The organism is Pseudidiomarina terrestris (genome assembly GCF_030466375.1).
Lineage (GTDB): Bacteria > Pseudomonadota > Gammaproteobacteria > Enterobacterales > Alteromonadaceae > Pseudidiomarina > Pseudidiomarina terrestris.
This window is the reverse complement of sequence record NZ_JAGGJE010000001.1, coordinates 458,357-480,656: the sequence shown is the minus strand read 5'-3', so window position 1 is coordinate 480,656 and position 22,300 is coordinate 458,357. Positions and strand designations below refer to the sequence as shown.

The window sequence follows — 22,300 nt, the reverse complement described above, 5'->3', positions numbered from 1 at the left end:
GACATTCTACTAGTTGAATACTTCCTCTCAAGGTTGTTCTTTATGCGTATTACTGCGCTCACAGTTGTTTTTGTGGAGAACACATATGAAAAAGCTAATCTTAACCTCTCTTATCGCTACTGGTGTAATGTCTGCAGCGCACGCAGCAACGGAAACGTCCACGTTTCAAGTGACCGCTGAAGTTGCCGCAAGCTGTCAAATTACCACCAACTCATTAGCCTTTGGTTCATTTGACCCATCTGTAGGAACAACTGGTTCTGCGAGTCTCGACGTTGCTTGTACGTCAGGCTCATCAGGTACGGTCACTCTGGGATCAGGAAATATGTGGGCGATGTCAGATGGCACCAACTCGCTGAACTATGCTTTGTATACCGATGCAAGTCATACCTCGGTATGGGACAACATGACCGCATCGCAAACAGTGACGGGCGCGGGTCTTGCGACTCCGAGCACCTTCACCGTTTACGGTAAAATTGACGCACAACCGGCAGCAAAGGTCTCTGCTGGCTACGCTGATACTGTTACGGTCACAGTAACTTACTAAAAGCAACTTACTAAAAGAAAATGAGCCTTTTAAATCTGACAAAAGGCCGTGAAAAGCAGGCTAGCAACTCTAGCCTGCCTTTTTATCAACGGTTCAAAATTTCTATTTTCATCACCCTGCTTACCCTGGTCGGCTGCTCTGCAGTTCAGGCAAACACCTTGGGCGTCTCACCCGTGCGTGTGGAGCTGTCAGCAGCAGCACCGCTGGCATCCATTACGGTGACCAACTCAAGTGATCAGGCCAAAACGATTCAGCTGAGTCTTTTCGAATGGCGTCAGCAGGGCCAGGAAACCAGCTTAACCGCAACCAAAGAACTCATTGCGGCACCGCCCATTGCCGAAATCCCACCCCACCAGACACAAATTGTGCGGGTTGGCCTGCGGGCGCAGCCTGATGCGCAGACAGAAAAGTCGTACCGGCTGATGATCAGGGAACTACCGCCACAAGACAATGTTGGCATCGCGATTACCTTACGCATTTCTATTCCGGTGTTTGTAGCCCCCGAACAAGCTGCCGCACATCAGTTGCAGTGGCGGCTTGAAACGCGTGATAACGCGACCTTTCTGGTCGCCCAAAATACTGGCACCGCGCACGCGAAAATTAACGAACTGGAAGTAGAGCAACCCGTGCTTGCCCAGTCCGCGCCGAGCGGCAATATCTATGTATTGCCCGGCAGCTACTATGAATGGCAGCTGCAAGACAGTGTCAGTCAGTACCCAGAAATTGTCGTTCAAGCAAGGATTCATGACGATAGAGTTTCGACCACGCTATCGACGCAGTAAATGATGTTGTCCCTCGCCCGTACCTTAGCCTTGCTGCTGACGCTTGCCGTTGCTGCCCTTTTCGGCGCTGCGCCGCAAGCGCAGGAATCTAACGCAGTGGAAGAGCTCTGGGTCGATGTTACGCTGAATCGGCAACAGGGCTTTGGCACTGTATTGGCGCTGGTCCGCGACGGCGACGTATTGCTTGCGGCAGGCGATCTGAAGCGCTGGCGGGTGGAGTTGCCCGAGCAAGCGGCTCTGCAGCACTACGGCGAAAGTTATTACTCACTTAAGCAACTGAATACCGAGTATAACCTCAATCGTTCGCTCATGCGCTTAAGTTTGGAGCTCCCTCCGGAGCTCTTCAGCGAAAGTAAGCTGCAAGGCTACCAGCGACCGCCCATCGAATTATCGCCCTCGGCACCGGGTGCCTACTTCAATTACGATGTCACAGCAACCCATGACACCTTCATGACCAGCGCCGCCGGGTTTCTTGAGCTAGGGCTGTTCAACGCGTGGGGAAGTTTGAACCAGACCTCAGTGCATAGGTACAACAGCGATGCCGCGGATACTGAATCATTGCGACTGAACACCGTATGGCGTAGCGATTTCCCCGAGCGGATGAACTCCTTGTACATCGGCGATTTCCTTACCCGCTCGGCCGGCTGGAGCCGGGATGTGCGTCTGGCTGGCATCAAATGGGAAACGAATTTTGCCACCCAGCCGGAAATGATCAAAGTCCCGACGCTTGCCTTTACGGGCCTGGCAACCGAGCCTTCCACGGTCGATCTTTATATCAATGACGCGCTGCGCTTTCGTCAGCGGGTGCCCACCGGCCCCTTTGCCATCGACGAGCTGCCGTCAATTACCGGGTACGGCGATGTCCAACTGGTGGTTACCGATCTGCTGGGCCGGCAACGTGCGATCTCGCAGAGCTACTTTACCGACCGCCGTGCTCTGCGGGCGGGTCTTCACGACTATTCCTACGCCCTGGGTACCGTTCGCCAGGACTATGGTCTGAGCAGCGGCAACTACAGCAGCTGGCTGGCCGATATCCATCACCGCTACGGTGTCAGCAACGACTTCACTGCTGAGGTGACGGCGCGACTGAGCGATGACTACCAACAACTCGGCGTCAGTGGCATTCAGGCCTTGCCATGGCAGAATTCTATGACCTTTGCCCTGGTCGGCAATCATCATAGCCAGGGCAAAGGGCAACTGCTGCAACTGGGACTGCAACATCAACGCCGTCAGTTTAACTTTGGCGTGGACGCGCAAAAAACTTTTGCAGACTTTCGCATCAGTCCGCGGATTCAGCAGCAGCCGCTGCCGTACCCCAAGTTGCAGCTGAGGTCTTACCTAAGCGTGTCGGGTACGCCTTTGGGCAACTTACGCCTAGCCTACACCCGTCAGCAGCGCGACGATGAAAACCTGGCCTTTATCAACGCCGGACTCACCAAGCACCTGCCGGGGCTGGGCCACTTATCCCTGCACGGACTCAAATTTTTCAAAGGTGAGCAAGATTTTCAGCTGTCGCTAGCGCTCAACATTCCCTTCGGCAAAGGCGCAAACTTCAGCACCGGCGCAACCCATTACACCGAGCGCGATACTGCGTTTATGCAGGTGCAACGGCAAACTCCGGCGGGGCACGGCGTCGGCTACCGATTGCGCCAGGGCTTTTTCGATCAGCCGCGCAGCCAGGCTGACTTAAATTTCAATAGCTCGGTGGGCAGCTTTGCCGCCAACTATTCGCGCACTGACAATTTACAGGCGTATCGCGCCACAGCCAGGGGCTCACTGAGTTACGTCGGCGGCTACCTGTCGTTAGGTCAGCCGGTGCGTGACAGCTTTGGCCTGGTGCATGTGCCGGGCACCGAAAACGTGCGGGTTTACGCCGAAAACCAGCATATTGCCACCACGGATGAGGAAGGTTTCGCTTTTATTCCACGTTTGCGCGCCTACCAGCGCAACCGCATACGCCTTGATGCGACAGACTTTCCCCTCAGTACCACAGTGGCTACCCTACAGCGCGAAATCGCGCCGTATCACCGCAGCGGGGTCGTGATCACCTTCCCCATCGCCAGCTCTGCCAGCGTTATGCTGAACCTTGTCAACGCGGAAGGTGCTTTTATTCCCGTCGGCGCCAAAGCCTACCTTGCCGGGCAGGATGACCCCGTAGCGGTGGGGTATGAAGGCTTACTCTATCTGACCGATAGCCAAGGCAAGCAGCAGGTTGAAGTGCATTACCAGCAAAATGGCGAAATGCAGCAATGCCTGCTTGAATTTGAAGTACCGCAAGATGGCACCAGCCTGCACGATTTAGGAAAGCGCACATGCGACGCATCGGTGTAAAGCAATTGATCTACGCCACGGCTCTGGCACTGTGGCTAGGTAACTCCAGCGCTTTAGCGAGCTGCCTGGTGTCGGCGCAAGGCGTCAGTTTTGGCAGCTACGATAGTTTGGCCAGCGCGCCCACCGAGAGCACCGGCGTCGTTGAGGTCAGTTGTGACACCCAAACCAGTTACAGCATCTTACTGAGCGCAGGATCTGGCACTTATAGCGAGCGCAAAATGTTCAACGCTGAACATGCACTTAGCTACAACCTGTATACCGCCCCCACGTATTCGTTTATCTGGGGGGACGGTTCTGGTGCCACCGCCACGGTCAGTGGCACGACCTCGACCACCCAATTGCATGACATCTATGGACGTGTGCCAGCGGGGCAGGAGGCCGCCGTGGGTGTTTACAGCGACACTATTATGGTGACTATTGAGTTTTGAGGTGTCTAAGCCTTCTGATCTACCGACCTTGCGCAAATGTCGGTATGATAGCCAGCTCACGCACCAGTAAGCATGGAACTACGAATGAGTGACGAAAAGAGCACGGACAACATCGTTTGGCATAACCATCACGTCAGCCGCGAGCGTCGCGCTGAACAGAAAGCTCAGAAGCCGGTGGTGCTTTGGTTTACCGGGCTTTCCGGGTCGGGCAAGTCGACCATTGCCAATGCCGTCGACGAATTACTGAATCGCAACAGCAACCATACCTATTTACTCGACGGTGACAATATCCGTATGGGTTTGAATAAAGGTCTGGGCTTTAACGAAGCCGATCGGGTTGAGAACATCCGTCGCATCGGCGAGGTTTGTAAGCTGTTTACCGATGCCGGACTCATCGTTTTGAGTGCTTTTGTGTCACCTTTCACCGAAGATCGCGCCAAAGTCCGGGCCCTGATGCTCGAAAATGAATTCGTAGAAGTCTTCGTCGATACCCCTCTCGAGATTTGTGAGCAGCGCGACCCGAAAGGCTTGTATCAAAAAGCGCGCAAAGGTGAGATCCCGCACTTCACCGGCATCAGCTCGCCCTATGAAAAACCTGAAGCAGCTGAGATTCATCTGAAAACCGCCGAACTTTCGGTTGAAGAAGCCGCTCAGCAGGTGCTCGATTACCTGCGCACGCACAACTACATTTCTTAAGTGCAAGCGGCAGGATATGCCGCTTAGCGAAGTCGCTAAAAGGATAAAGCATGCTCACCACAAGCAGCCTAAAAGAACTCGAAGCCATCGCCCGCAAAGCCGGCGAGGCAATTATGAAGATTTACGATGCGCCCGATTTTGAAGAGCGCATTGCGGTGCAGGCCAAAGGCGACGACAGCCCACTGACCCAGGCCGACCTGGCCGCGCACGAAATTATCAAAGCCGAACTCACGAAACTGTCCGACAGCGAGCTTGCCGCCCTACCGCAGTTATCCGAAGAATCCGCCGACGTGCCCTGGTCCGAGCGCCAGCAATGGCAAACCTACTGGCTAATCGACCCGCTGGATGGCACCAAAGAATTCATCAAGCGCAACGGCGAGTTCACCGTCAACATCGCACTTATCCACAAAGGGCAGCCCTTAGCTGGAGTGGTCTATGCACCCGCCACCGACACCATGTACAGCGCCGCTGCTGGCCTTGGGGCTTACAAAAATGACGAGACGATTGCCGCCCGCGAAGATAGCGATGCGCCGACGTTGAAAGTGGTCGGCTCGCGCTCACATGCGTCACCGGACACGCAGTCGTATCTGGATGCATTGGATAAACCCTACGAAATGGTGCCCATGGGCAGCTCGCTGAAATTGTGCCTGGTGGCCGAAAGTAAAGCGCATTTGTATCCGCGCCTCGGTCCAACCTCCGAATGGGATACCGCTGCAGCGCACGCAGTGGCACTCGCCGCCGGCGCCGAAGTACTCACCCTCGAAGGCGAAGCACTAATGTACAACCAAAAAGAATCGCTGCTAAACCCCTACTTCATCGTGCAATAAAAAAGCAAATAAAAAGGGCAGCCCTTTTTTATCCACATATCCACAGAGGGCAGCCCTTCCTTCGCGGAGGGGTGCTAAATGCGAAGGGCTGCCCTTCCTTGGGGGTGGCTTGCTGCGGGGGGCGGCAGGCGGTACAATCGCAGGCCACTAAAGTTGTTGTAGGGAAGCACCAGAAATGAGCGAAAAACTGACCCACCTGAAGCAGTTGGAAGCGGAGTCGATTCATATCTTCCGCGAGGTGGCTGCTGAATTCCAGAACCCGGTCATGCTGTACTCTGTCGGTAAAGACAGTTCAGTACTGCTGCACCTTGCGCGCAAAGCCTTTGCGCCAGGCAAAATTCCATTTCCGCTGATGCATGTCGACACCACCTGGAAATTCAAAGAAATGATTGAATTTCGCGACCAGATGGCGAAAAAGCACGGCCTCGAGCTCATCACCCACAGCAACGAAGAAGGCATAAAACAACAAGTTGGCCCGTTCACCCACGGCAGCGCAGTGCACACCGATATCATGAAAACTCAGGCGCTCAAGCAAGCCCTCGACAAGTACCAGTTCGACGCGGCCTTTGGTGGCGCCAGACGCGATGAAGAAAAATCGCGGGCCAAAGAGCGCGTGTACAGCTTCCGCGATAAAAAGCACCGCTGGGATCCAAAGAATCAACGCCCGGAACTGTGGAACATCTTTAATGGCCGCGTCCACAAAGGCGAAAGCATCCGCGTATTCCCGTTAAGCAACTGGACCGAACTCGATATCTGGCAATACATCTACCTTGAGAACATCGAGATCCCCGATCTCTATTTCGCCAAGGAACGCCCGGTCGTAGAAAAAGACGGCACGCTGATCATGGTCGACGACGACCGCATGCCACTGGAAGAAAACGAGAAGCCAGAAATGAAAATGGTGCGCTTCCGTACTTTAGGCTGCTACCCGCTAACAGGTGCAGTGGAATCAAGTGCCGCAACGCTGCCGGAAATCATTCAGGAAATGCTGCTGACCACCACCTCAGAGCGTCAGGGCCGGGTGATCGACCACGATAGCGCCGGGTCAATGGAGAAGAAGAAAATGGAAGGATACTTTTAACCATGAGCCACGCATCTCCTTTAATCGAACAAGACATCCTGAAGTATCTCGAGCAGCACGAGAACAAAGAATTACTGCGTTTTATCACCTGCGGTAGCGTCGACGACGGTAAAAGTACCCTCATCGGCCGTCTGCTGCACGACAGCAAAATGATCTTCGAAGATCAGCTGGCCGCCATCACCAAAGACAGCAAAACCATGGGCACCACCGGCGATAAAGTCGACCTGGCACTGCTCGTCGACGGTCTGCAGTCGGAGCGTGAGCAAGGCATCACCATTGACGTGGCCTATCGCTACTTCAGTACTGACAAGCGCAAGTTCATCATCGCCGACACCCCGGGCCACGAGCAGTACACCCGCAACATGGCGACCGGTGCCAGCACCAGCGATCTGGCCGTGATCCTGATTGACGCCCGCCACGGCGTGCAAACCCAGACCAAGCGTCATAGCTTCATTGTCAGCCTGCTGGGCATCAAGCACGTGATTGTCGCGGTCAACAAAATGGACCTGGTCGACTACAAACAAGAGCGCTACAAAGAGATCCAGGACGAATACCTGAAACTCGCCGGCCAGCTGGATATTCCCGACATCCACTTCGTGCCGATCAGTGCGCTGGATGGCGATAACGTGGTCAACCGCAGCGAAAATACGCCATGGTTCCGTGGCCGCACCCTGATGGAGTACCTTGAAACGCTGGAAATCAACCGCGATCAGGAAAACAACGACTTCCGCTTCCCGGTGCAGTACGTCAGCCGCCCGAACCTGAACTTCCGTGGCTACGCCGGCACCATTGCCTCAGGCAAGGTCAAAGTAGGCGATACCATCCGTGCCCTGCCCTCAGGCAAAGTCAGCACCGTGAAAAGCATCGTCACCTTTGAAGGTGAGCTCGAAGACGCCGCCGCGCCACAAGCCGTGACGCTGACGCTGAACGATGAAATCGATATCAGCCGCGGCGATATGATTGTCGAAAAAGACGCGCTGCCGCACACCTCAAACCGGCTGCGCGCCAAAGTGGTGTGGATGCACGACGACGCACTGGTCCCCCATCGTGATTACTACATCAAAATGGGCACCAAGTTCACCAGCGGCAGCTGCGAGAAGATCCATCATCGCATTGACGTGAACACCCTCGAAGAAAAAGATGCCGAGACCCTTGGCATCAATGAAATCGGTACCCTGGATTTCAGTCTGCAAGAGCCGGTGGTGTTTGATAAGTACAAGAAGAACAGCAAAACCGGTGCCTTTATCATTGTCGATCGCATGACCAACGTCACCATTGGTGCTGGTATGGTCGAGCAGCCTTTGGTCGAAAAAGAAGAAGAGCGCCAGGATGTCAGCGAGCTCGAAAAAGACCTCAACATCTTCGTGCGCAAGCACTTTCCGCACTGGGGCGCGAAAGACGTCACCAAAAGCTAACAAGGCGCAGCGCTTATGAGCCAAATCTATGTTGGCCTCGTTATCCTCGCGTTATTCGCAGGACTGGTTGCCACGCGCAACCGTCCTGCGACATTATTCGTCGTAGCAGCGCTTGCACTTTACTTGCCGGGCCTTATCAGTGCCCAGCAGTTACTCAACCACTACGTGAATCTTAGCCTCATTACCCTGATGCTCTTGCTGATGGGCTCCATGGCCCTTGAGTGCACCAAAGCGCTGCAGTGGGTCAGCCGCAGCTTATTCCACAAAAGCCAGTTCATCACCTTGCTGCGCATGATGGGGCTGGTGAGTGTCACCTCGGCTTTTTTGAACAATACCGCGGTGGTGGCCACGCTGATGCAAAGCGTGCGTAAAAACCGTGAGCACCCGGCGCAGCGCCTGCTGATCCCACTGAGTTACTTTGCCATTTTAGGCGGCGTGCTGACCCTCATTGGTACCTCGACCAACCTGGTGGTGAACAGCTTTCTGGTAGAAACCGGGCATCCGGGCATTGGCTTTTTTGATTTTCTGCCGGTGGGCTTAGGGGTGTTGCTGGTCGCGGGTGCGACAACAATTGTCGCATCTTATCTGCTGCCGAAGGGAAAGGTGGCCAGTGACATCAGTCAGGACTACTTTCTGGATGCCAAAATCACCGCCGACTCACCGCTCGCCGGTAAAACCGTGCAACAGGCGGGCTTAAGGGCGCTCGATGGATTGTTTTTGGCAGAGATCGTACGTCAAGGCCAGCTCATTAGCCCGGTCAAACCAGAAACCGTGCTGCAAGCCGACGACCGGCTGGTGTTCTGCGGCGATGTGAAACAGGCGCAGCAGGTCTCGTCTCTGCCCGGCGTCACCATGTACGCCCACGAGGTGTTTAACGACACCAACGGCCTGCTGCACGATAATCTGACCGAGGTCATTGTCAGTCCGACCTCGACACTGGTGGGACGCACGCTCAAGCAGGCGAATTTCCGGGCTTTGTTCGATGCTGCGGTGGTGGCGATTGGTCGCGGTGGTGAGCGGCTCTCAGGCAAGTTAGGTCGAATCGAGATCCAGCCCGGCGATCGGCTGGTACTGGCCACCAGCGAGGATTTTTACCGTCACCGTAACCTTGAGCGGAATTTCTTTTTGCTGGAAGGTAAGCGTTTAAGTCCGATGCTAAGCGGTCGGCAGGAGATCATCGCCCTGGCAGGATTTGCAGGAGTGGTGATTGGCGCGGCCAGCGGTTTGCTGACGCTCTTTAATGGATTGGTGATGTATCTGGCGCTGATGCTGGGCACCCAGGTGATTAGCGCGGCGGATATTCGCCGGCGGCTGCCGCTGGATATCTGGCTGGTGATTGGCTCGGCGCTGTGTATTGCCGATGTTTTTATGTCGTCGGGTCTGGCGGCGACAGTGACCTCCGGCATGTTTAGCTTATTTGGCGGGACTGGTGCCGATAGCCCGGTCAATCCTTATCCGGCGCTCATTGGCGTGTTTGTGCTGACCTGGCTGATTACCGAGATTGTCACCAATAACGCCGCAGCGGCGATTGTGTTCCCGATTGCCATAGGTATTGCCGAGAGTCTGGGCGTCAACATCATGCCCTTTGTGATGGCGGTGGCCTTTGGTGCCTCAGCAAGCTTTATCAGCCCCTTCGGCTATCAGACCAACCTGATGGTGATGAACGCCGGCAACTACAAGTTTGGCGACTTTACCCGAATTGGCGTGCTGGTGGTCATTGCTTATAGCGTGACAGCGCTTTGGCTGATCCCGCAGGCGTTTCCCTGGTAGCCCGTCGTTCTACTGGTGGGAAAGCGCAATCCGCAATCAATCCCGGGGCAGCTCACGCACGATGTATTGCAAGAGCGCAAGAAAGAGGATACCGCTGGATAGATAGCTTATGAAGGCTGGTCCAACCGAAAGTACTTGCGCCAAAAGGCTGGCATTTATCGTTGTGGATGCGATGTCACTGACAGCTAAGGACATGTCGATGAAGTAGCGGACCGCATAGAGAATCGCGGCGATAATAATACCGGCATAGAGCATTTTCTCCGCAGGCCTGAGTGGCGTGCGTCTTAGCGCAGAATCCTGAGAGTTCATTGGCTTATCCTATCTGACTATCACTGTCGATGATTCAAAGAAGTACCTCGTTGTATGAAATTACTTCAATTTTTACCGGATAACATGTCAGTGAAAAGTAAGCTTAGCAATTAGCCAAAGATCATAGTTTAAATGGCATAGGCCATTAACTGCTGCATGACGTTCAAATGATTGTTTTTATGGTTCAATAAACCAATCAATACCGATATGCACGATTAAAATAAAAGAGCTAAGGTTGATTAGTTTTCATGGCCGATTCATCTTTTGCGTTCCAGACGAACATGACGCCGCGCCGCCTCCGTAATCGGCCAGCCCAGGCGCGTAACATGATCAAAAGTAAAGCAATGTTCCGTCGGATTATTTCGGCACGCACCAATGACTTCATGAGAGCACTTAAAATGTGGCTTACGGAGCCGAATTTCGCCCTCGCATACTGGGCACGTAGCGCTCGCTGTAATCACTTCTAAGGTGGGATCTTCATTACCATTGGGCTTCATGACAATGACTGACTGTGGTGCCGATATACTTGCTAAAACGTCATGCGCCACCGTAACTCGAGTGGTCATGAAGCGATCGTAGGATCGCAATAAACGCACTACTATGTAGCCAACAAAAAGGCTCGCAACAAAGCCAAGCATGGTGTTGAGCGAAGGTGCTGAAATGGATGCCAGCAATAATAAAACCGCAACCACCAAGTAACCAAGCGCAAACGCCAAAATGATTGTGATCGCAAGTACCATTGGCCAAGTGCGCAACCGCATCCCCGAAATAAACCCAAACACACCCCACAGCCGATGCTTCTCATCAAAAGTATAACGAATTGCACCAGCGGGGATCTCCCTAGCTGCGCGAATCCCCTCTTGCGCGGCGTCAGCTGCACTGAAGTGAACAACATTTATGCGTTGTGATTTATCCATCCTAATTGCTGGAATGAAGTCAAAGTCATTGTCTATCGCGTATTGGCGCAGCGCATCTGAAAAACGCTCTAGCTTCTCCTCAAACTTCGAAAAGGCTTTCCCATGCGCACTATTACTCTCGACTTTTCCTGTTTGATCGACCAAATCGGTTAACGTAAAAACCAGGGTTTCCGCCTCGGAATCCAGGACCTGGCGACTCATCTCTTTCAGCATCTCATGAAACGCTTCCGGGCGTTTCTTATTCTTGTCGAGCTCATCTACCCAGTCCTTGGCACAACGTGCCGCTGTCGTAAGCACTTGTTTTTCCATAACGATTCTCGGTGATTCTCTATGTTTCGCTAACTTTTGTTCAGTTTCCTTGGTTATCTGAATCACGTCAATACGACGTTTATTACACGAGGAACCAGTCATGAATAAACCATTCATTCCATTTGGGATACAAAAATCGACAGGCAAACTTGTCGACATCTCGGCTGTTCATTCCGGCCTTGATTGCAACTGTAGTTGCCCCGGCTGCGATGGCGACCTGGTCGCAAAAAAAGGCGCAACGAACCGTTGGCATTTTTCACATCATCAATTAGCGGCAGATGACTCTTGTTCATTTGCTTTTGAAGCTGGACTTCGATGCATCATCTCGCAGGAACTAAACAGATTAAGGGATATGTTCGTCCCCTGTACTGCAATGTTCAAAAACCGGAACCTAACTGTTGATGCTATCGAAATAGGACTCGAAGATGATTTCCCCATCGATTTTATAGTTTATGCACAAGACGCAACTATTGCGGTGTGCTTAACCCATCAACACCATTCATTTGATAATGACCTGCTCAATGGATTGCCTAGGAACGTAGCGATACTTGAGATCAGACTGCATGAGTATTATTCCGAACTCAAAGGTGGCGATCCAACCACGCTGAAAGACGTCGTGCTGAAATCCCTTTCTGATTGCATTACCGGTAAGTATTGGCGCCGGTCTCCCGAAAAATGCGACTTCCCGTTTCGTCCACAATACGCTTTTGGCTGCGTTAACTGCGGGAGCAGCTGGCAGGGTCATGAATACAACAATCTCTGTGATGAATGCTGTTCACCGTTAATGGTTTTGTGGGAGGCAGTGTCATGATGCTGCTCGCGCTCAACAAAGACACGGGACAGAAGGTTTCTATCAGCCAGGCCGAGAAAGACTGTCACTACAATTGCATTCTCTGCAAGAGCAAAGTGATTCCGGTAAAGGGTGAGGTTAAAGCACGCCATTTCCGGCATGCTACGGGCAAGCAGGCCGGGTATAAGTCTGGTGAAACCCCACTCCACCTTTATGCGAAGAATTTCTTGTTGAAACACCGAATGCTTTACCTACCCGACGGGCGCGTTCAGCTCTTCGACTCCGTACATGTTGAGCGCACCTATCACGGCGAACTTCGCATTGATGCTATTGGCTATTGCGGGCTCCGTACTTACCTCATCGAGTTTGCTGTGACCCACACCGTGGATCGCGAAAAGCTGAAAATTTTAAAATCTCACAATGTGGACGTTGTCGAGGTTGACCTGAGTTCCTGGCGCAAGCCCTGCCCCACACAAGCCTCGCCAGCCGCATTTAATAATATTGTTTTTGAAATGGCACCACGCCGTTGGTTGCAGCGCCGCCGGGCATTCCCGCGACTGTACCGATGGTTTGAGCTTATTTTGGAGAGGTTTATGTTAAGCCGAAAACCGCGGGGACAACAACCGCATGAGCCTGTTCAGTTGCCGCTGCGGTTTTATCATTCGAAGCCAAGGCTGGGTTAGCCTGTCTAATGCGCTCCATTCTAATAACGTCAGCACTGGGTGCCCTGCTTGTGAGAACCGACTTGAAACTATTTATCTACAACTTTCTGTAATAACCTAGTCAAGAACTTTTCCAAGCCAACCTTTGGGTCATCTTCGTCAGAAACTAACGGGGTCACACCTCTATTCGCCAATAGTCGTTCTTGCACTAAATTAGGCCGAGCCAAAAATATGTATGATTTAGGCCTAGAACCCTGTTCCCCGATTTCCTCCCATTGCCTTTGCAAGCGATAAAGCAAATATCTGATATTAATATCCGACAAACTATAACCAATAAACAAGATCGCTTTATCCAAAATATCGCTACGGAGTTTCACATCTAGGGGGGACTCAAAGCTTAATCGCTCAAAGTAGCTAGATTCTGTTAAAACTAGGCTTCGAGGCGACTCAACGTCACCATGGTATTTAATGATTTGAGTATCTTCCTCACTTGCATTTGGCATTTCCGACACACAGGTAATCTTACAATATGGTCGTTTCCAATAGTCGAATGCTTGCTCAAGCCAGCAATCATAATTAGTTGTATAAATCGCTTTAAAGCCAAGCTTCACGATGCATTCGTGAATTCCAGATACCCCAACGTCAACATGATCAGGATGCCAATCACGTTTCATCCAGTCAACTAAATCATCTAAGCCCGCATTTTCTTCGAAATAATATTCTGCGAGCGTATAACTATCACCTGAAGCCTTGAAGATATCATTATCAAAACCTAATCGACTCGCAAGCTCGTCAATCACCTGTGAAAAAGAAGGGACACCCAGATTTACCGAAACACCAGCACCGACGAATAAGATGGTTTTACGGCCCTTAATCGACGCAGCCAGCTCGTCTAAATTGTCAATAGACATTATTGATTCTCCAAGAACGCGATGAATTTCTTAACTGCTATATTCCGCATCGATATTTCATTCTTGGCGACACCCATCTCTGAAAATGTCCTGGTTTCTTCCTCAGGAATAAAAACACAATCCCATTGAAAACTTCTATCACCGCGAGGGGTAGCCGATACCGTTCCTCTAACTTCTCCTTTAAAAAGATGGAAACAGCGACCGTCGACATATCCGATGACCGTTTCAGCGCTCAACTTATTTCTATCAGTCTGCCCAAACAGCTCACAAAACTTATCAGCCTCTAGCGAATCCCACAAAATCTGCGTTAAACCACCAGGGTACCCATTTAGATACTCCAATTTGAGGCCGGTATGCTCAACAAACAAAGGGCGACCGATTAACTTAAAGGCTTTCACAGCCTTATCTTTTACAAGCTTCTCGATGTCTGTCGTCTGTAGCTCTTCTAACTTATTTTTTACTGGTATCACCTCGATCGCAGAATCATGAAAAAACTGCCCCATCTCTTGGATTTTATATTCATTTCGAGAAACAAATCTAAGCGCTTTAGTCATTTCACACCGCAATTTAATTGCTTACATTGGATACTACTCATTAATCTGTTCGATTATTCGCTATTCCAAAAGGGATATGCACCGAAGGCAAGCTTGGTGCAGACGATTCAAGATGGATCAGCTGATCGTCAAAGAATATGTGTGGTTTTAATACGCTTAAAACCTTAGATTTCTCGACTCCACCAAGAAAAAACGCCTCATTCACTGTAATGCCCCACTCTCGCATCGTATTGATTACTCGTTTATGGGAGGGGGCATTTCTTGCCGTCACGATTGAAACTTTTAATCGTGCTCGATAACTTGAGTCTGTCTCTTCGAGTTCTGCCTCAATCTTTTGAATATCGGAAATTCTATCCAAAAATTTCTTCAAAGGGCCTGGATTGTGGGTAATATCGGACATCGTTGTCTCATGGTCGTGGAACCTGTCTAATTTATTCGTTTCTTTATAGATTGCTTCGGCTTCATCATCTACAAGTACACCATCGAAATCAAATGCAATGCGCAGTTCATCATCTTCTTCAATATCTTTAATATCACCGGATAGTATTTGTCCGGCGGGATATCCCGCAATAGTAGCTTCCCTTACATCCTGTTCATTTGCAGATAGGAAAAGCTCGATATCGAAAGTTTGGATGTAAATGTGAGGTGAGTTCCCCTGGAGGAATACAGCACGAGTAATCCCGAGTCCGTAGTGTTCTATCGAGTTCATCACTCTTAAACCTGTATCAGGATCGTTACGCGACAACAAAACCACTTCAACTAACGGATCCTCTGAGCGCAAGCTGTTAAATTTTAGAAGTCTTCTAACAAAAGGAAATGCTACACCTTTACCCAATACCTTATCTTGGTTCTCTCGCTGGTGTTCTCTATATTTATCCTCCCCTTGAGTTCTAAAAATATGATCTGACTCATCGAGGTTAAATAAAGCACTCGAAGAGATACCGACCACTAACCTTTTCGTTAAGTCATACGGCATTGTAACCTCTCAATGATCAAGCCTGCTTTTAGCATGCAGCTTAGGCCGAAAAGCTGCATAAAGTTGAACCTTTAATGGAACCTTGCCAGCGAATTGCGACTATGGCAATCATACAAAACTCATAGTGGAGAGATATTTAGATCCGATCTAGTAAGTAGCACTCAAAAGTTTTGAGATCTAATATTGCGGAAGAAATAGTCTGACGCTAATACAGAAAAAAGCGGCACCTGCGTCAGCAGATACCGCTTCCTTTGCGCAGACATACAGGATGCCGGCGCACTCCCCCGCAGTAGAACCGCGGGCTAAAGATCTAAAAATCACCGCACGCGGTCGCCCCTGCCACGGCCACCGACGGTCATAAAAATGTACTTGAAGTATGAGCCAATCGTGAACGACGACAGCATGCGGGCGTCGGTCTCGGCCAACAATTCTGGGGTGGACATATCGATGTCGTTGACTTGCGCGAGCCCGGTGATGCCGGGGCGAGCGTCGAGGACACCTCGAGCGCGGCGTTCAGCGATGAGCTCTTCTTGGCTAAACAAACAAGGTCGCGGTCCGACGAGGCTCATCTCGCCTTTTAATACATTCCAAAGTTGTGGCAGCTCGTCGAGTTTGGTGCGACGCAGGAAGTGTCCGAAGCGCGTGATCGACGCGGAGCTTGCTAAGTGACTCGCTACGGATACAGTGTCGACACGCATAGTACGAAACTTTACCAGTACAAACGGACGAGCATTGCGCCCAACGCGCTCTTGTCGGAACAACGGAGAACCAGTGTCAAACAGCCCAATAATAAATAGGATGATCAATATTGGCAGGCCTACCACTAATCCAACTAAGGAAAAAATAAAATCTAACAGCCGAATCACTCGGACACTCCTTTAATACATTGCTTGAGAACATCTTCCATGCGCGCTTTAGGCGCCCAACCCAACACTTCTTTGGTATGTGTGATATCAACCTGTAAAGAGCCCAGAAGTCTGTCAGCGACAGCACGTTTACCGACAAGCGACGCTCCAAAAGAGAGTAAGCCTGGAGGGCAAGGTGCCAATCGCGGAGACTTACCATGTGCGCGCGTCATCGCAGCGAGTAGTTCCGGCGTCGAGACATCATGATCATCACTTACCATAAATGTTTGGTTGCCAGCATCAGGATGGGAGATACAGGTGATGATCAAGTCGACAAGATTATCTAGCGCAACGAGACTCCGCTTATTGCTTAACGAAGCAAGGGGCAGCGGTAAGTTGCGGTTCGCTAAGCCAAGCATCGAAGCAAAGTTCGCTTTTACGCCCGGCCCATAAACCAGCGGAGGTCGAATAATAGTAACTTCCATACCGGTACGAGCTGCGATGGCCTGAAGTCCTTTTTCTGCTCGAGCCTTGGACACACCGTAATCATCCAACGGAGCCAAGGGCGAGTCGTAACGAAAAGGCTCGCCAGGCGCAGTAGATTCGCCAAGAGCCTTCACCGAACTCAGATAAATGAAACGTGACACACCGGCTGCAGCCGCTTGCTCAGCTAAACGCAGAGTGGCAGAGGTATTGGCTTTCAAATAGGCATCTAATGGGCTCGCTAGCGTCTCATCCATGACATGAGCGCGGGCGGCGCAATGCACAAAGACGTCAACTGAACTTAAGTCTTCGGTTACATCAAAATCTGCACCCAAATCTAAGCTAACAAAGGATGAGTCAACAGGGCATTGAGAGCGACCAAGGCAAACCAATGGAAAGCCCTGAGAACTAAGCTCGTGAGCCAGCGAGGCGCCAACAAATCCAGAAGCACCCGTGATACCAACGGTCTTACCAGAAACAGTGCTCATGTCACTTTTGCTCCTGAACGAAATTCACTATGTCCGCCGCCATGTCACGCATGATCGCAGTCCGTGCAAACTTAGAAACAAAGTCAGAACGAGGGACTTCCTCAAGCCTCAAATCGCCAAAACTGGCGACAGCACTTTCTGCATTACCAGGCTCAAAAACACCGCTATTTTCTACATTTTCCCGCAAAAATTCAGCTGCATAGCCGCCTACACCAGCCCAAACAGGCTTGCCAAGCGCGGCGTATTCGAAGATTTTCGAGGGTAAGACCTTTTTAAAAGCTTCGTAATCATTCAAATGCAAAAATAAAACATCTGCCGATTGATAAGCCTCGATTAAGTCTTTGCGGCCAACTGGCGGCAATAACTCAACATTATCAAGCCCTTCGCACGCAACTTCCAATTCCGCAAGCCTGCCACCGGCGCCAATAATTTTAAACTCGGCGCTATCATGCATTCGCTTAGCAAGTGTTGGTATGATCCGATGTAACCCCTGCCCTTCACCAATATTGCCCGCATAGAGCACCTTGACTCGCCCTGAAGACTCGAGTCTCCGAGAAACTGAAGGGGCAACCTCTAAGAATTCATTGTCGATACCATTGGTAAACCATTGATAGTCTACTCGCGGGTACCGTGTCTTGAAATAGTCCGCAAAGCCAGGGGAAACAAGGTTAATGCGCGTCGCTGAATTAAAAGTGTAGCGTTCAATTTGGTTGAGGACCGGTAGTGCTGCCCAGGTGATTTTTTTGGGCAAGACATCGTTTAGAGTATCGACGAATATATCGCGGATATCTAAATACAACGGGATCCTTTTTTGGCGAGCTATTCGTGCTCCTAAAAATGCCGTGAACAACCGCGAAGACGTCGCCACAACAGCATCATAGTCTCCAGGGGCGGTAAGCTTCCGTGCGGCATTATAAAAAGCACGAAATGCCTTACTTTGATCAGCCATGCCACTGGCATGCTCAGGCAGCGCTACGCGGTGAATTTTTACCTGCTCGCTCTCCTCAAATGCCGGAGCTTCAGCAGAGAAACTTGCGTACCGGTTCGGTAACGTGGTTACCACTTCAATTTCGATATCATAGGCACGAAGTGCATCAACCAATGCCGTGCAGCGAAACGAGCCCGCACATAAGTCGGGCGCATAATAGAAAGATAAAACTAATAACTTCAAAGGTTTGATCCGAAATTAAGATTGCAGGAAAGTTTGCGGGAAGAAAATGGCACAACCAATCGATGACTCGGTATCGACTTACCAAATTCGGGATGCCAGGTAGATGACTCAATTATCAACGATGAATCAGTGACAAATTCAAGTTGTTGCCCTGAGGGCAAGGTGAGCAATGCCACCTGTGAGGACTTCGCTTCCACGGCAATGTCAGGGTGCAAATGGAAATACGCCTCGGCTGAACGCACCTCTTGCGAGAGTTCATCAACAACCTGAAATTCCGTTTGCCCTAAACTGCAGGTCCGTTTATGAGTTAAGCCTTTTTGGAATCGGGAAAAGCCGTCATGACAAGCAGTCACTGAACAAGTATCGCCTCGACTCTCCGGTACGACATCTAAGATATTCGCTCGACGCGCAACACGGAAGCCACCCCAAACTTCAGAGGAATTCTGCTCATTCACTACCACCGTATTGTGTGCCTGTGTCGAACGCTGACGAGCGCGCTCATCCCCACTACCGTATACGGATGTTCCGGAGTTCACGAACAGGCGTTGTGCGCCCACTGACAGTTCAAAACTTAGAGTGTCCGAATGTGCATGCCCCGGAAGATAACTCGGCCCGACTTCAGCATGATCAAACAACACAACCACATGACCGGACGAGAGGCGCGAATAACCACTGGCCGACAACCTATGAGCACCTTTAACCAATCTGCTAGTGTCTTCGATATCCAGTCGCGACGCATATTCAAAAATCGCATACGGAGGCGGCGCAATACCAAAAGCTCCATCATTGAAAAAGCTGATTTGGCCATCGGGGTGACACATGCTTTTCAACCATGCCAACCCGTTAACTATGACGTTCCGCCACTGATCCTGACGTTGCTCAAGTTGTTTATTGCCAGTCACCAAAAGTAACTGATACAAATCAAGCATGTCCCACAACAAAATGCAGTGATACATAGGGCTTAGCTCGAAATGCCCGCCATCTGACAAAAACTGCTCTGGCACTTCCCGATCTAATAATTCCAAGCCTTTCGTTAAGTAGCCATCTGCTCGGGATCCTTCAAGAAAACAGCCGACAAACGCCAGTGCTTTTGCATTGGCGAACAAGTGGTTACCGAGAATGTGGAACTCAAGCTGTTGTAACAAAGCTTCGGATTGGTCGCGAATACTTTTTAGGACGCGTTGATCAAATTCTTGGTGGCGTTGACACCATTTCACCCAATTCACCAGACGTAATGAAATGGGGTATGGCTCCCAACCATTGCCAGACATTGGGGGATTTTGCTCAAGCCATTGCTTAATAAACTGCTTTTGCAGGACTACGCGGGAATCTGAATCTAGTGAGTTCAGATCATCAAAATAATGCAGGTTATAAAGCCACAACTTATCAAAGTTCGGCGAATTCCAATCATTTGCGACAGAAATTGTCGCAGCTTCGTTCAAGAACTGAACCCGACCATTTCCCCAGAGACTTTGCGTCACAAATGGAAAGGAATCAAATGACCACTTTTTAATGTCAACAGGCTCATTTGAATTGTTTAGCAGTTGTTTTAATGGAAATAATCTATACCGTAGCCGATACCAGATCTGCTCAAAACGAAGTGGCTTCAGGGTATGATAATAGAGTTTCAGGCGATTAAGCATCGAGAGGATCAGCGATTTTGCTTCAGAAATTCAGCAATGTGGGCGCAAGCATGACCATCGCCATATGGGTTGTGGGCGCGTGACATAGAAGCGTACTCTTCTGGTTCTACTAGCAGTGATGTTACCGATGACACTATCGCATCAACAGAGGTGCCGACTAAACGCACGGTGCCGGCGTCTACTGCTTCGGGGCGCTCAGTAGTGTCACGCATAACTAAAACGGGCTTGCCGAGGCCTGGGGCTTCTTCCTGCACACCACCGCTGTCTGTTAACACGAGGTGGCAATTTTGCATCAGCCATACAAAGGGCTCATAGCCCAGCGGTTTAATAAGGTGAACGTTATCGAGGCCGTCCAACAGCGAGCGTACCGGCTTCTGAACATTAGGGTTCAAATGAACCGGATAAACGAAATGTACATCAGGGTGCTCAACGGCTAATGAGCGCAGTGCCGAGCAAATATTCTCAAAGCCCTGACCAAAGTTCTCGCGGCGATGCCCAGTAATAAGCACATAACGCGAATCCTGCAGATCGACGGTTAATCCTGCATCGGAAAGCTGCGATAAAATAGCTGCGCGCAAGGTATCCGAAGCAGAAATCTTTTGCGTCACCCACTGCAGCGCATCAATCACGGTGTTGCCGGTGACCAGAATCGCATCATCGCTTACTTGCTCTGCCAGTAAATCACGGCGATTGCGCTCGGTAGGTGCAAAGTGCCAGCGCGCTAGGCGTCCGGTCAATTGGCGGTTTGCCTCTTCTGGCCATGGCGAATGCAAATCATGGGTACGTAGCCCCGCTTCCACATGACCCACTGGGATGCGAGCATAAAAAGCGGCCAATGATGCTGCAAAAGTGGTTGCGGTGTCACCATGAACCAATACCAAATCAGGCTTCGATTCAGCAAACACAGTCCGCATCCCCAACAAGACCGATGAGGTTACGTCGTACAAATCTTGCCCTGCTTTCATGATATCTAAATCATAGTCAGGGGTGATTTCAAATAGCGCCAACACCTGATCGAGCATCTCGCGATGTTGTGCGGTCACAGTCACGCAAACATCAAAGAACGGGTCGGCTTGTAAGGCTTTTACCAGGGGCGCCATTTTAATAGCTTCTGGGCGAGTGCCAAAGGCGAGTAATACTTTCATCAAGAAACCTTTTTACTTTGCTACAACAGTCACGCCACAAAAGTCGAGCACTTTGCCACGCACCTTCAAGCCTTTAAATTCATTATGTGATACCAGATACACTACGATATCGGCGCTATCGGCTACGTCATGATAATCGTTAAGTACGATACTTTTATGACGCTTCAGGTTTGGCTCAACAGCAAGTGCATCGATATCTTCAAGTACGAGAGACTGGAAAACTGATAACGCTGGTGATTCACGCAAATCGTCGATATCGGGTTTGAAGGCAAGCCCCATACAGGCCACCGATGGCGCACGGCCATGTTCATCATGAAAGGCTTTTACCGTATCGATAATTCGCTCGACCACCCATGCGGTCTTATAATCATTGATCTCACGGGCAGCACGGATAAGACGCGCGTCTTTACCGCCTTCATGCACGATGAACCAAGGATCGACTGCGATGCAATGGCCACCAACACCAGTGCCTGGCTGCAGAATATTCACTCGAGGATGACGATTGGCAAGGCGGATAAGCTCCCATACATCAATCTTAAATTTGTCGCAAAGAATCGATAGTTCGTTGGCAAATGCTATATTCACGTCACGGAAGCTATTCTCGGTGAGCTTTGCCATTTCTGCGGTACGGGCATCAGTTACCAACACATCGCCGGTGACGAATGAGCGATAAAAATCCGCCACTTTCTCGCCAGCTTCAGAGGTGATGCCGCCCACGATGCGATCGTTCTCGGTAAGCTCACGCATGATATGACCAGGCAGTACGCGTTCTGGGCAATGGGCAATAAACAAAGAAGAGGTATCAACGCCCTCTTCTGCTAATACATCAGCAACCCGCTCGGTAGTCCCAACTGGTGAGGTCGACTCCAGAATCACGATATTCCCTGACTTCAGCACAGGCGCAATAGCTCGTGATGCAGCTTCAACATAATCAATGTTTGGTACATGCCCGTCATGAAAGGGGGTGGGAACCGCAATGATAAACACGTCAGCAGCTTTGGGTTTAAGAGCCGCGACAAGATTTTTCTCTTTTACAGCTTTAGCAACGTAGGCGTCGAGCTCTGGCTCTACGATGTGGATCTCGCCGTTATTAACGGTACTGACAACCTCTTCCGAAACGTCAATGCCGAGCACTTGATAGCCTTGATTGGCGAGAAGTGCTGCTGTGGGCAGGCCTATGTAGCCGAGGCCCACAATACAAATATCCTTTGTCATACTACTTC

Annotated in this window: 22 protein-coding genes; 11 read left to right on the top strand and 11 right to left on the bottom strand. The window is 50.7% G+C overall.

The window, feature by feature from the left end:
* Positions 1-85 precede the first annotated feature (85 nt).
* The 9 genes from J6J28_RS02265 to J6J28_RS02225 all read left to right on the top strand — a co-directional run bounded on the left by J6J28_RS02265 (position 86) and on the right by J6J28_RS02225 (position 9,874).
* Positions 86-544 carry a Csu type fimbrial protein gene (locus tag J6J28_RS02265; RefSeq protein ID WP_301719697.1) on the top strand — a complete coding sequence of 153 codons (459 nt, stop codon included), beginning with the start codon at positions 86-88 and terminating at the stop codon, positions 542-544.
* A 20-nt stretch (positions 545-564) separates the two neighbouring features.
* Complete coding sequence (locus tag J6J28_RS02260) at positions 565-1,326, top strand: fimbrial biogenesis chaperone (RefSeq protein ID WP_301719696.1); 762 nt, start codon at positions 565-567, stop codon at positions 1,324-1,326.
* Positions 1,327-3,657 carry a fimbria/pilus outer membrane usher protein gene (locus J6J28_RS02255; protein ID WP_301719695.1) on the top strand — a complete coding sequence of 777 codons (2,331 nt, stop codon included), beginning with the start codon at positions 1,327-1,329 and terminating at the stop codon, positions 3,655-3,657.
* Positions 3,639-4,085: a Csu type fimbrial protein gene (locus J6J28_RS02250; protein ID WP_301719694.1), complete on the top strand. Its 447-nt coding sequence runs from the start codon at positions 3,639-3,641 to the stop codon at positions 4,083-4,085. Before J6J28_RS02255 ends, J6J28_RS02250 begins: the two co-directional genes overlap by 19 nt.
* 84 nt (positions 4,086-4,169) lie before the next feature.
* Complete coding sequence (gene cysC, locus J6J28_RS02245) at positions 4,170-4,781, top strand: adenylyl-sulfate kinase (RefSeq protein WP_301719693.1); 612 nt, start codon at positions 4,170-4,172, stop codon at positions 4,779-4,781.
* A 50-nt stretch (positions 4,782-4,831) separates the two neighbouring features.
* Positions 4,832-5,608 carry a 3'(2'),5'-bisphosphate nucleotidase CysQ gene (gene cysQ / locus J6J28_RS02240; RefSeq protein ID WP_301719692.1) on the top strand — a complete coding sequence of 259 codons (777 nt, stop codon included), beginning with the start codon at positions 4,832-4,834 and terminating at the stop codon, positions 5,606-5,608.
* Positions 5,609-5,783: 175 nt separating this feature from the next.
* Complete coding sequence (cysD, locus tag J6J28_RS02235; protein ID WP_301719691.1) at positions 5,784-6,689, top strand: sulfate adenylyltransferase subunit CysD; 906 nt, start codon at positions 5,784-5,786, stop codon at positions 6,687-6,689.
* Positions 6,690-6,691: 2 nt separating this feature from the next.
* Positions 6,692-8,104, top strand: coding sequence for a sulfate adenylyltransferase subunit CysN (gene cysN, locus J6J28_RS02230; RefSeq protein ID WP_301719690.1), 1,413 nt, complete (start codon positions 6,692-6,694; stop codon positions 8,102-8,104).
* 15 nt (positions 8,105-8,119) lie between these two features.
* A complete protein-coding gene (locus J6J28_RS02225) occupies positions 8,120-9,874 on the top strand; it encodes an SLC13 family permease (RefSeq protein WP_301719689.1) in 1,755 nt (584 codons plus the stop codon).
* Positions 9,875-9,910: 36 nt separating this feature from the next.
* Here the strand turns inward: J6J28_RS02225 and J6J28_RS02220 are convergent, their stop codons facing one another.
* Positions 9,911-10,183: a hypothetical protein gene (locus J6J28_RS02220; protein ID WP_301719688.1), complete on the bottom strand. Its 273-nt coding sequence runs from the start codon at positions 10,181-10,183 to the stop codon at positions 9,911-9,913.
* A 257-nt stretch (positions 10,184-10,440) separates the two neighbouring features.
* Entirely contained in the window at positions 10,441-11,409 is a 969-nt protein-coding gene (locus J6J28_RS02215; protein ID WP_301719687.1) for a hypothetical protein, read from the bottom strand.
* A 100-nt stretch (positions 11,410-11,509) separates the two neighbouring features.
* On the opposite strand from J6J28_RS02215, the gene J6J28_RS02210 reads away from it, so the two are divergent.
* Both J6J28_RS02210 and J6J28_RS02205 read left to right on the top strand, forming a co-directional pair.
* A complete protein-coding gene (locus J6J28_RS02210; RefSeq protein WP_301719686.1) occupies positions 11,510-12,220 on the top strand; it encodes a competence protein CoiA family protein in 711 nt (236 codons plus the stop codon).
* The gene (locus J6J28_RS02205; protein ID WP_301719685.1) at positions 12,217-12,882 is read left to right on the top strand and encodes a competence protein CoiA family protein; all 666 of its coding nucleotides are present in this window, start codon (positions 12,217-12,219) and stop codon (positions 12,880-12,882) included. The genes J6J28_RS02210 and J6J28_RS02205 overlap by 4 nt, the downstream gene beginning before the upstream one ends.
* A gap of 68 nt (positions 12,883-12,950) precedes the next feature.
* On the opposite strand, the gene J6J28_RS02200 is transcribed toward J6J28_RS02205, so the two are convergent.
* The 9 genes from J6J28_RS02200 to wecC all read right to left on the bottom strand — a co-directional run bounded on the left by J6J28_RS02200 (position 12,951) and on the right by wecC (position 22,292).
* On the bottom strand, positions 12,951-13,772 hold the full coding sequence (locus J6J28_RS02200) for an SIR2 family protein (RefSeq protein ID WP_301719684.1): 822 nt from the start codon (positions 13,770-13,772) through the stop codon (positions 12,951-12,953).
* Positions 13,772-14,326: a non-canonical purine NTP pyrophosphatase gene (locus tag J6J28_RS02195; protein ID WP_301719683.1), complete on the bottom strand. Its 555-nt coding sequence runs from the start codon at positions 14,324-14,326 to the stop codon at positions 13,772-13,774. Before J6J28_RS02195 ends, J6J28_RS02200 begins: the two co-directional genes overlap by 1 nt.
* A 40-nt stretch (positions 14,327-14,366) precedes the next feature.
* A complete protein-coding gene (locus tag J6J28_RS02190) occupies positions 14,367-15,302 on the bottom strand; it encodes a 5'-nucleotidase (protein WP_301719682.1) in 936 nt (311 codons plus the stop codon).
* A 317-nt stretch (positions 15,303-15,619) separates the two neighbouring features.
* Positions 15,620-16,168 carry a sugar transferase gene (locus tag J6J28_RS02185; protein ID WP_301719681.1) on the bottom strand — a complete coding sequence of 183 codons (549 nt, stop codon included), beginning with the start codon at positions 16,166-16,168 and terminating at the stop codon, positions 15,620-15,622.
* A complete protein-coding gene (locus tag J6J28_RS02180) occupies positions 16,165-17,118 on the bottom strand; it encodes a UDP-glucose 4-epimerase family protein (RefSeq protein ID WP_301719680.1) in 954 nt (317 codons plus the stop codon). Before J6J28_RS02180 ends, J6J28_RS02185 begins: the two co-directional genes overlap by 4 nt.
* 1 nt (position 17,119) lies before the next feature.
* Complete coding sequence (locus J6J28_RS02175) at positions 17,120-18,289, bottom strand: glycosyltransferase family 4 protein (protein WP_301719679.1); 1,170 nt, start codon at positions 18,287-18,289, stop codon at positions 17,120-17,122.
* Positions 18,286-19,932, bottom strand: a complete 1,647-nt coding sequence (locus tag J6J28_RS02170; RefSeq protein WP_301719678.1) for a heparinase II/III family protein — start codon at positions 19,930-19,932, stop codon at positions 18,286-18,288. Before J6J28_RS02170 ends, J6J28_RS02175 begins: the two co-directional genes overlap by 4 nt.
* A gap of 8 nt (positions 19,933-19,940) precedes the next feature.
* A complete protein-coding gene (gene wecB / locus J6J28_RS02165; protein WP_301719677.1) occupies positions 19,941-21,077 on the bottom strand; it encodes a non-hydrolyzing UDP-N-acetylglucosamine 2-epimerase in 1,137 nt (378 codons plus the stop codon).
* A gap of 12 nt (positions 21,078-21,089) precedes the next feature.
* Entirely contained in the window at positions 21,090-22,292 is a 1,203-nt protein-coding gene (gene wecC / locus J6J28_RS02160; protein WP_301719676.1) for a UDP-N-acetyl-D-mannosamine dehydrogenase, read from the bottom strand.
* Positions 22,293-22,300 lie beyond the last annotated feature (8 nt).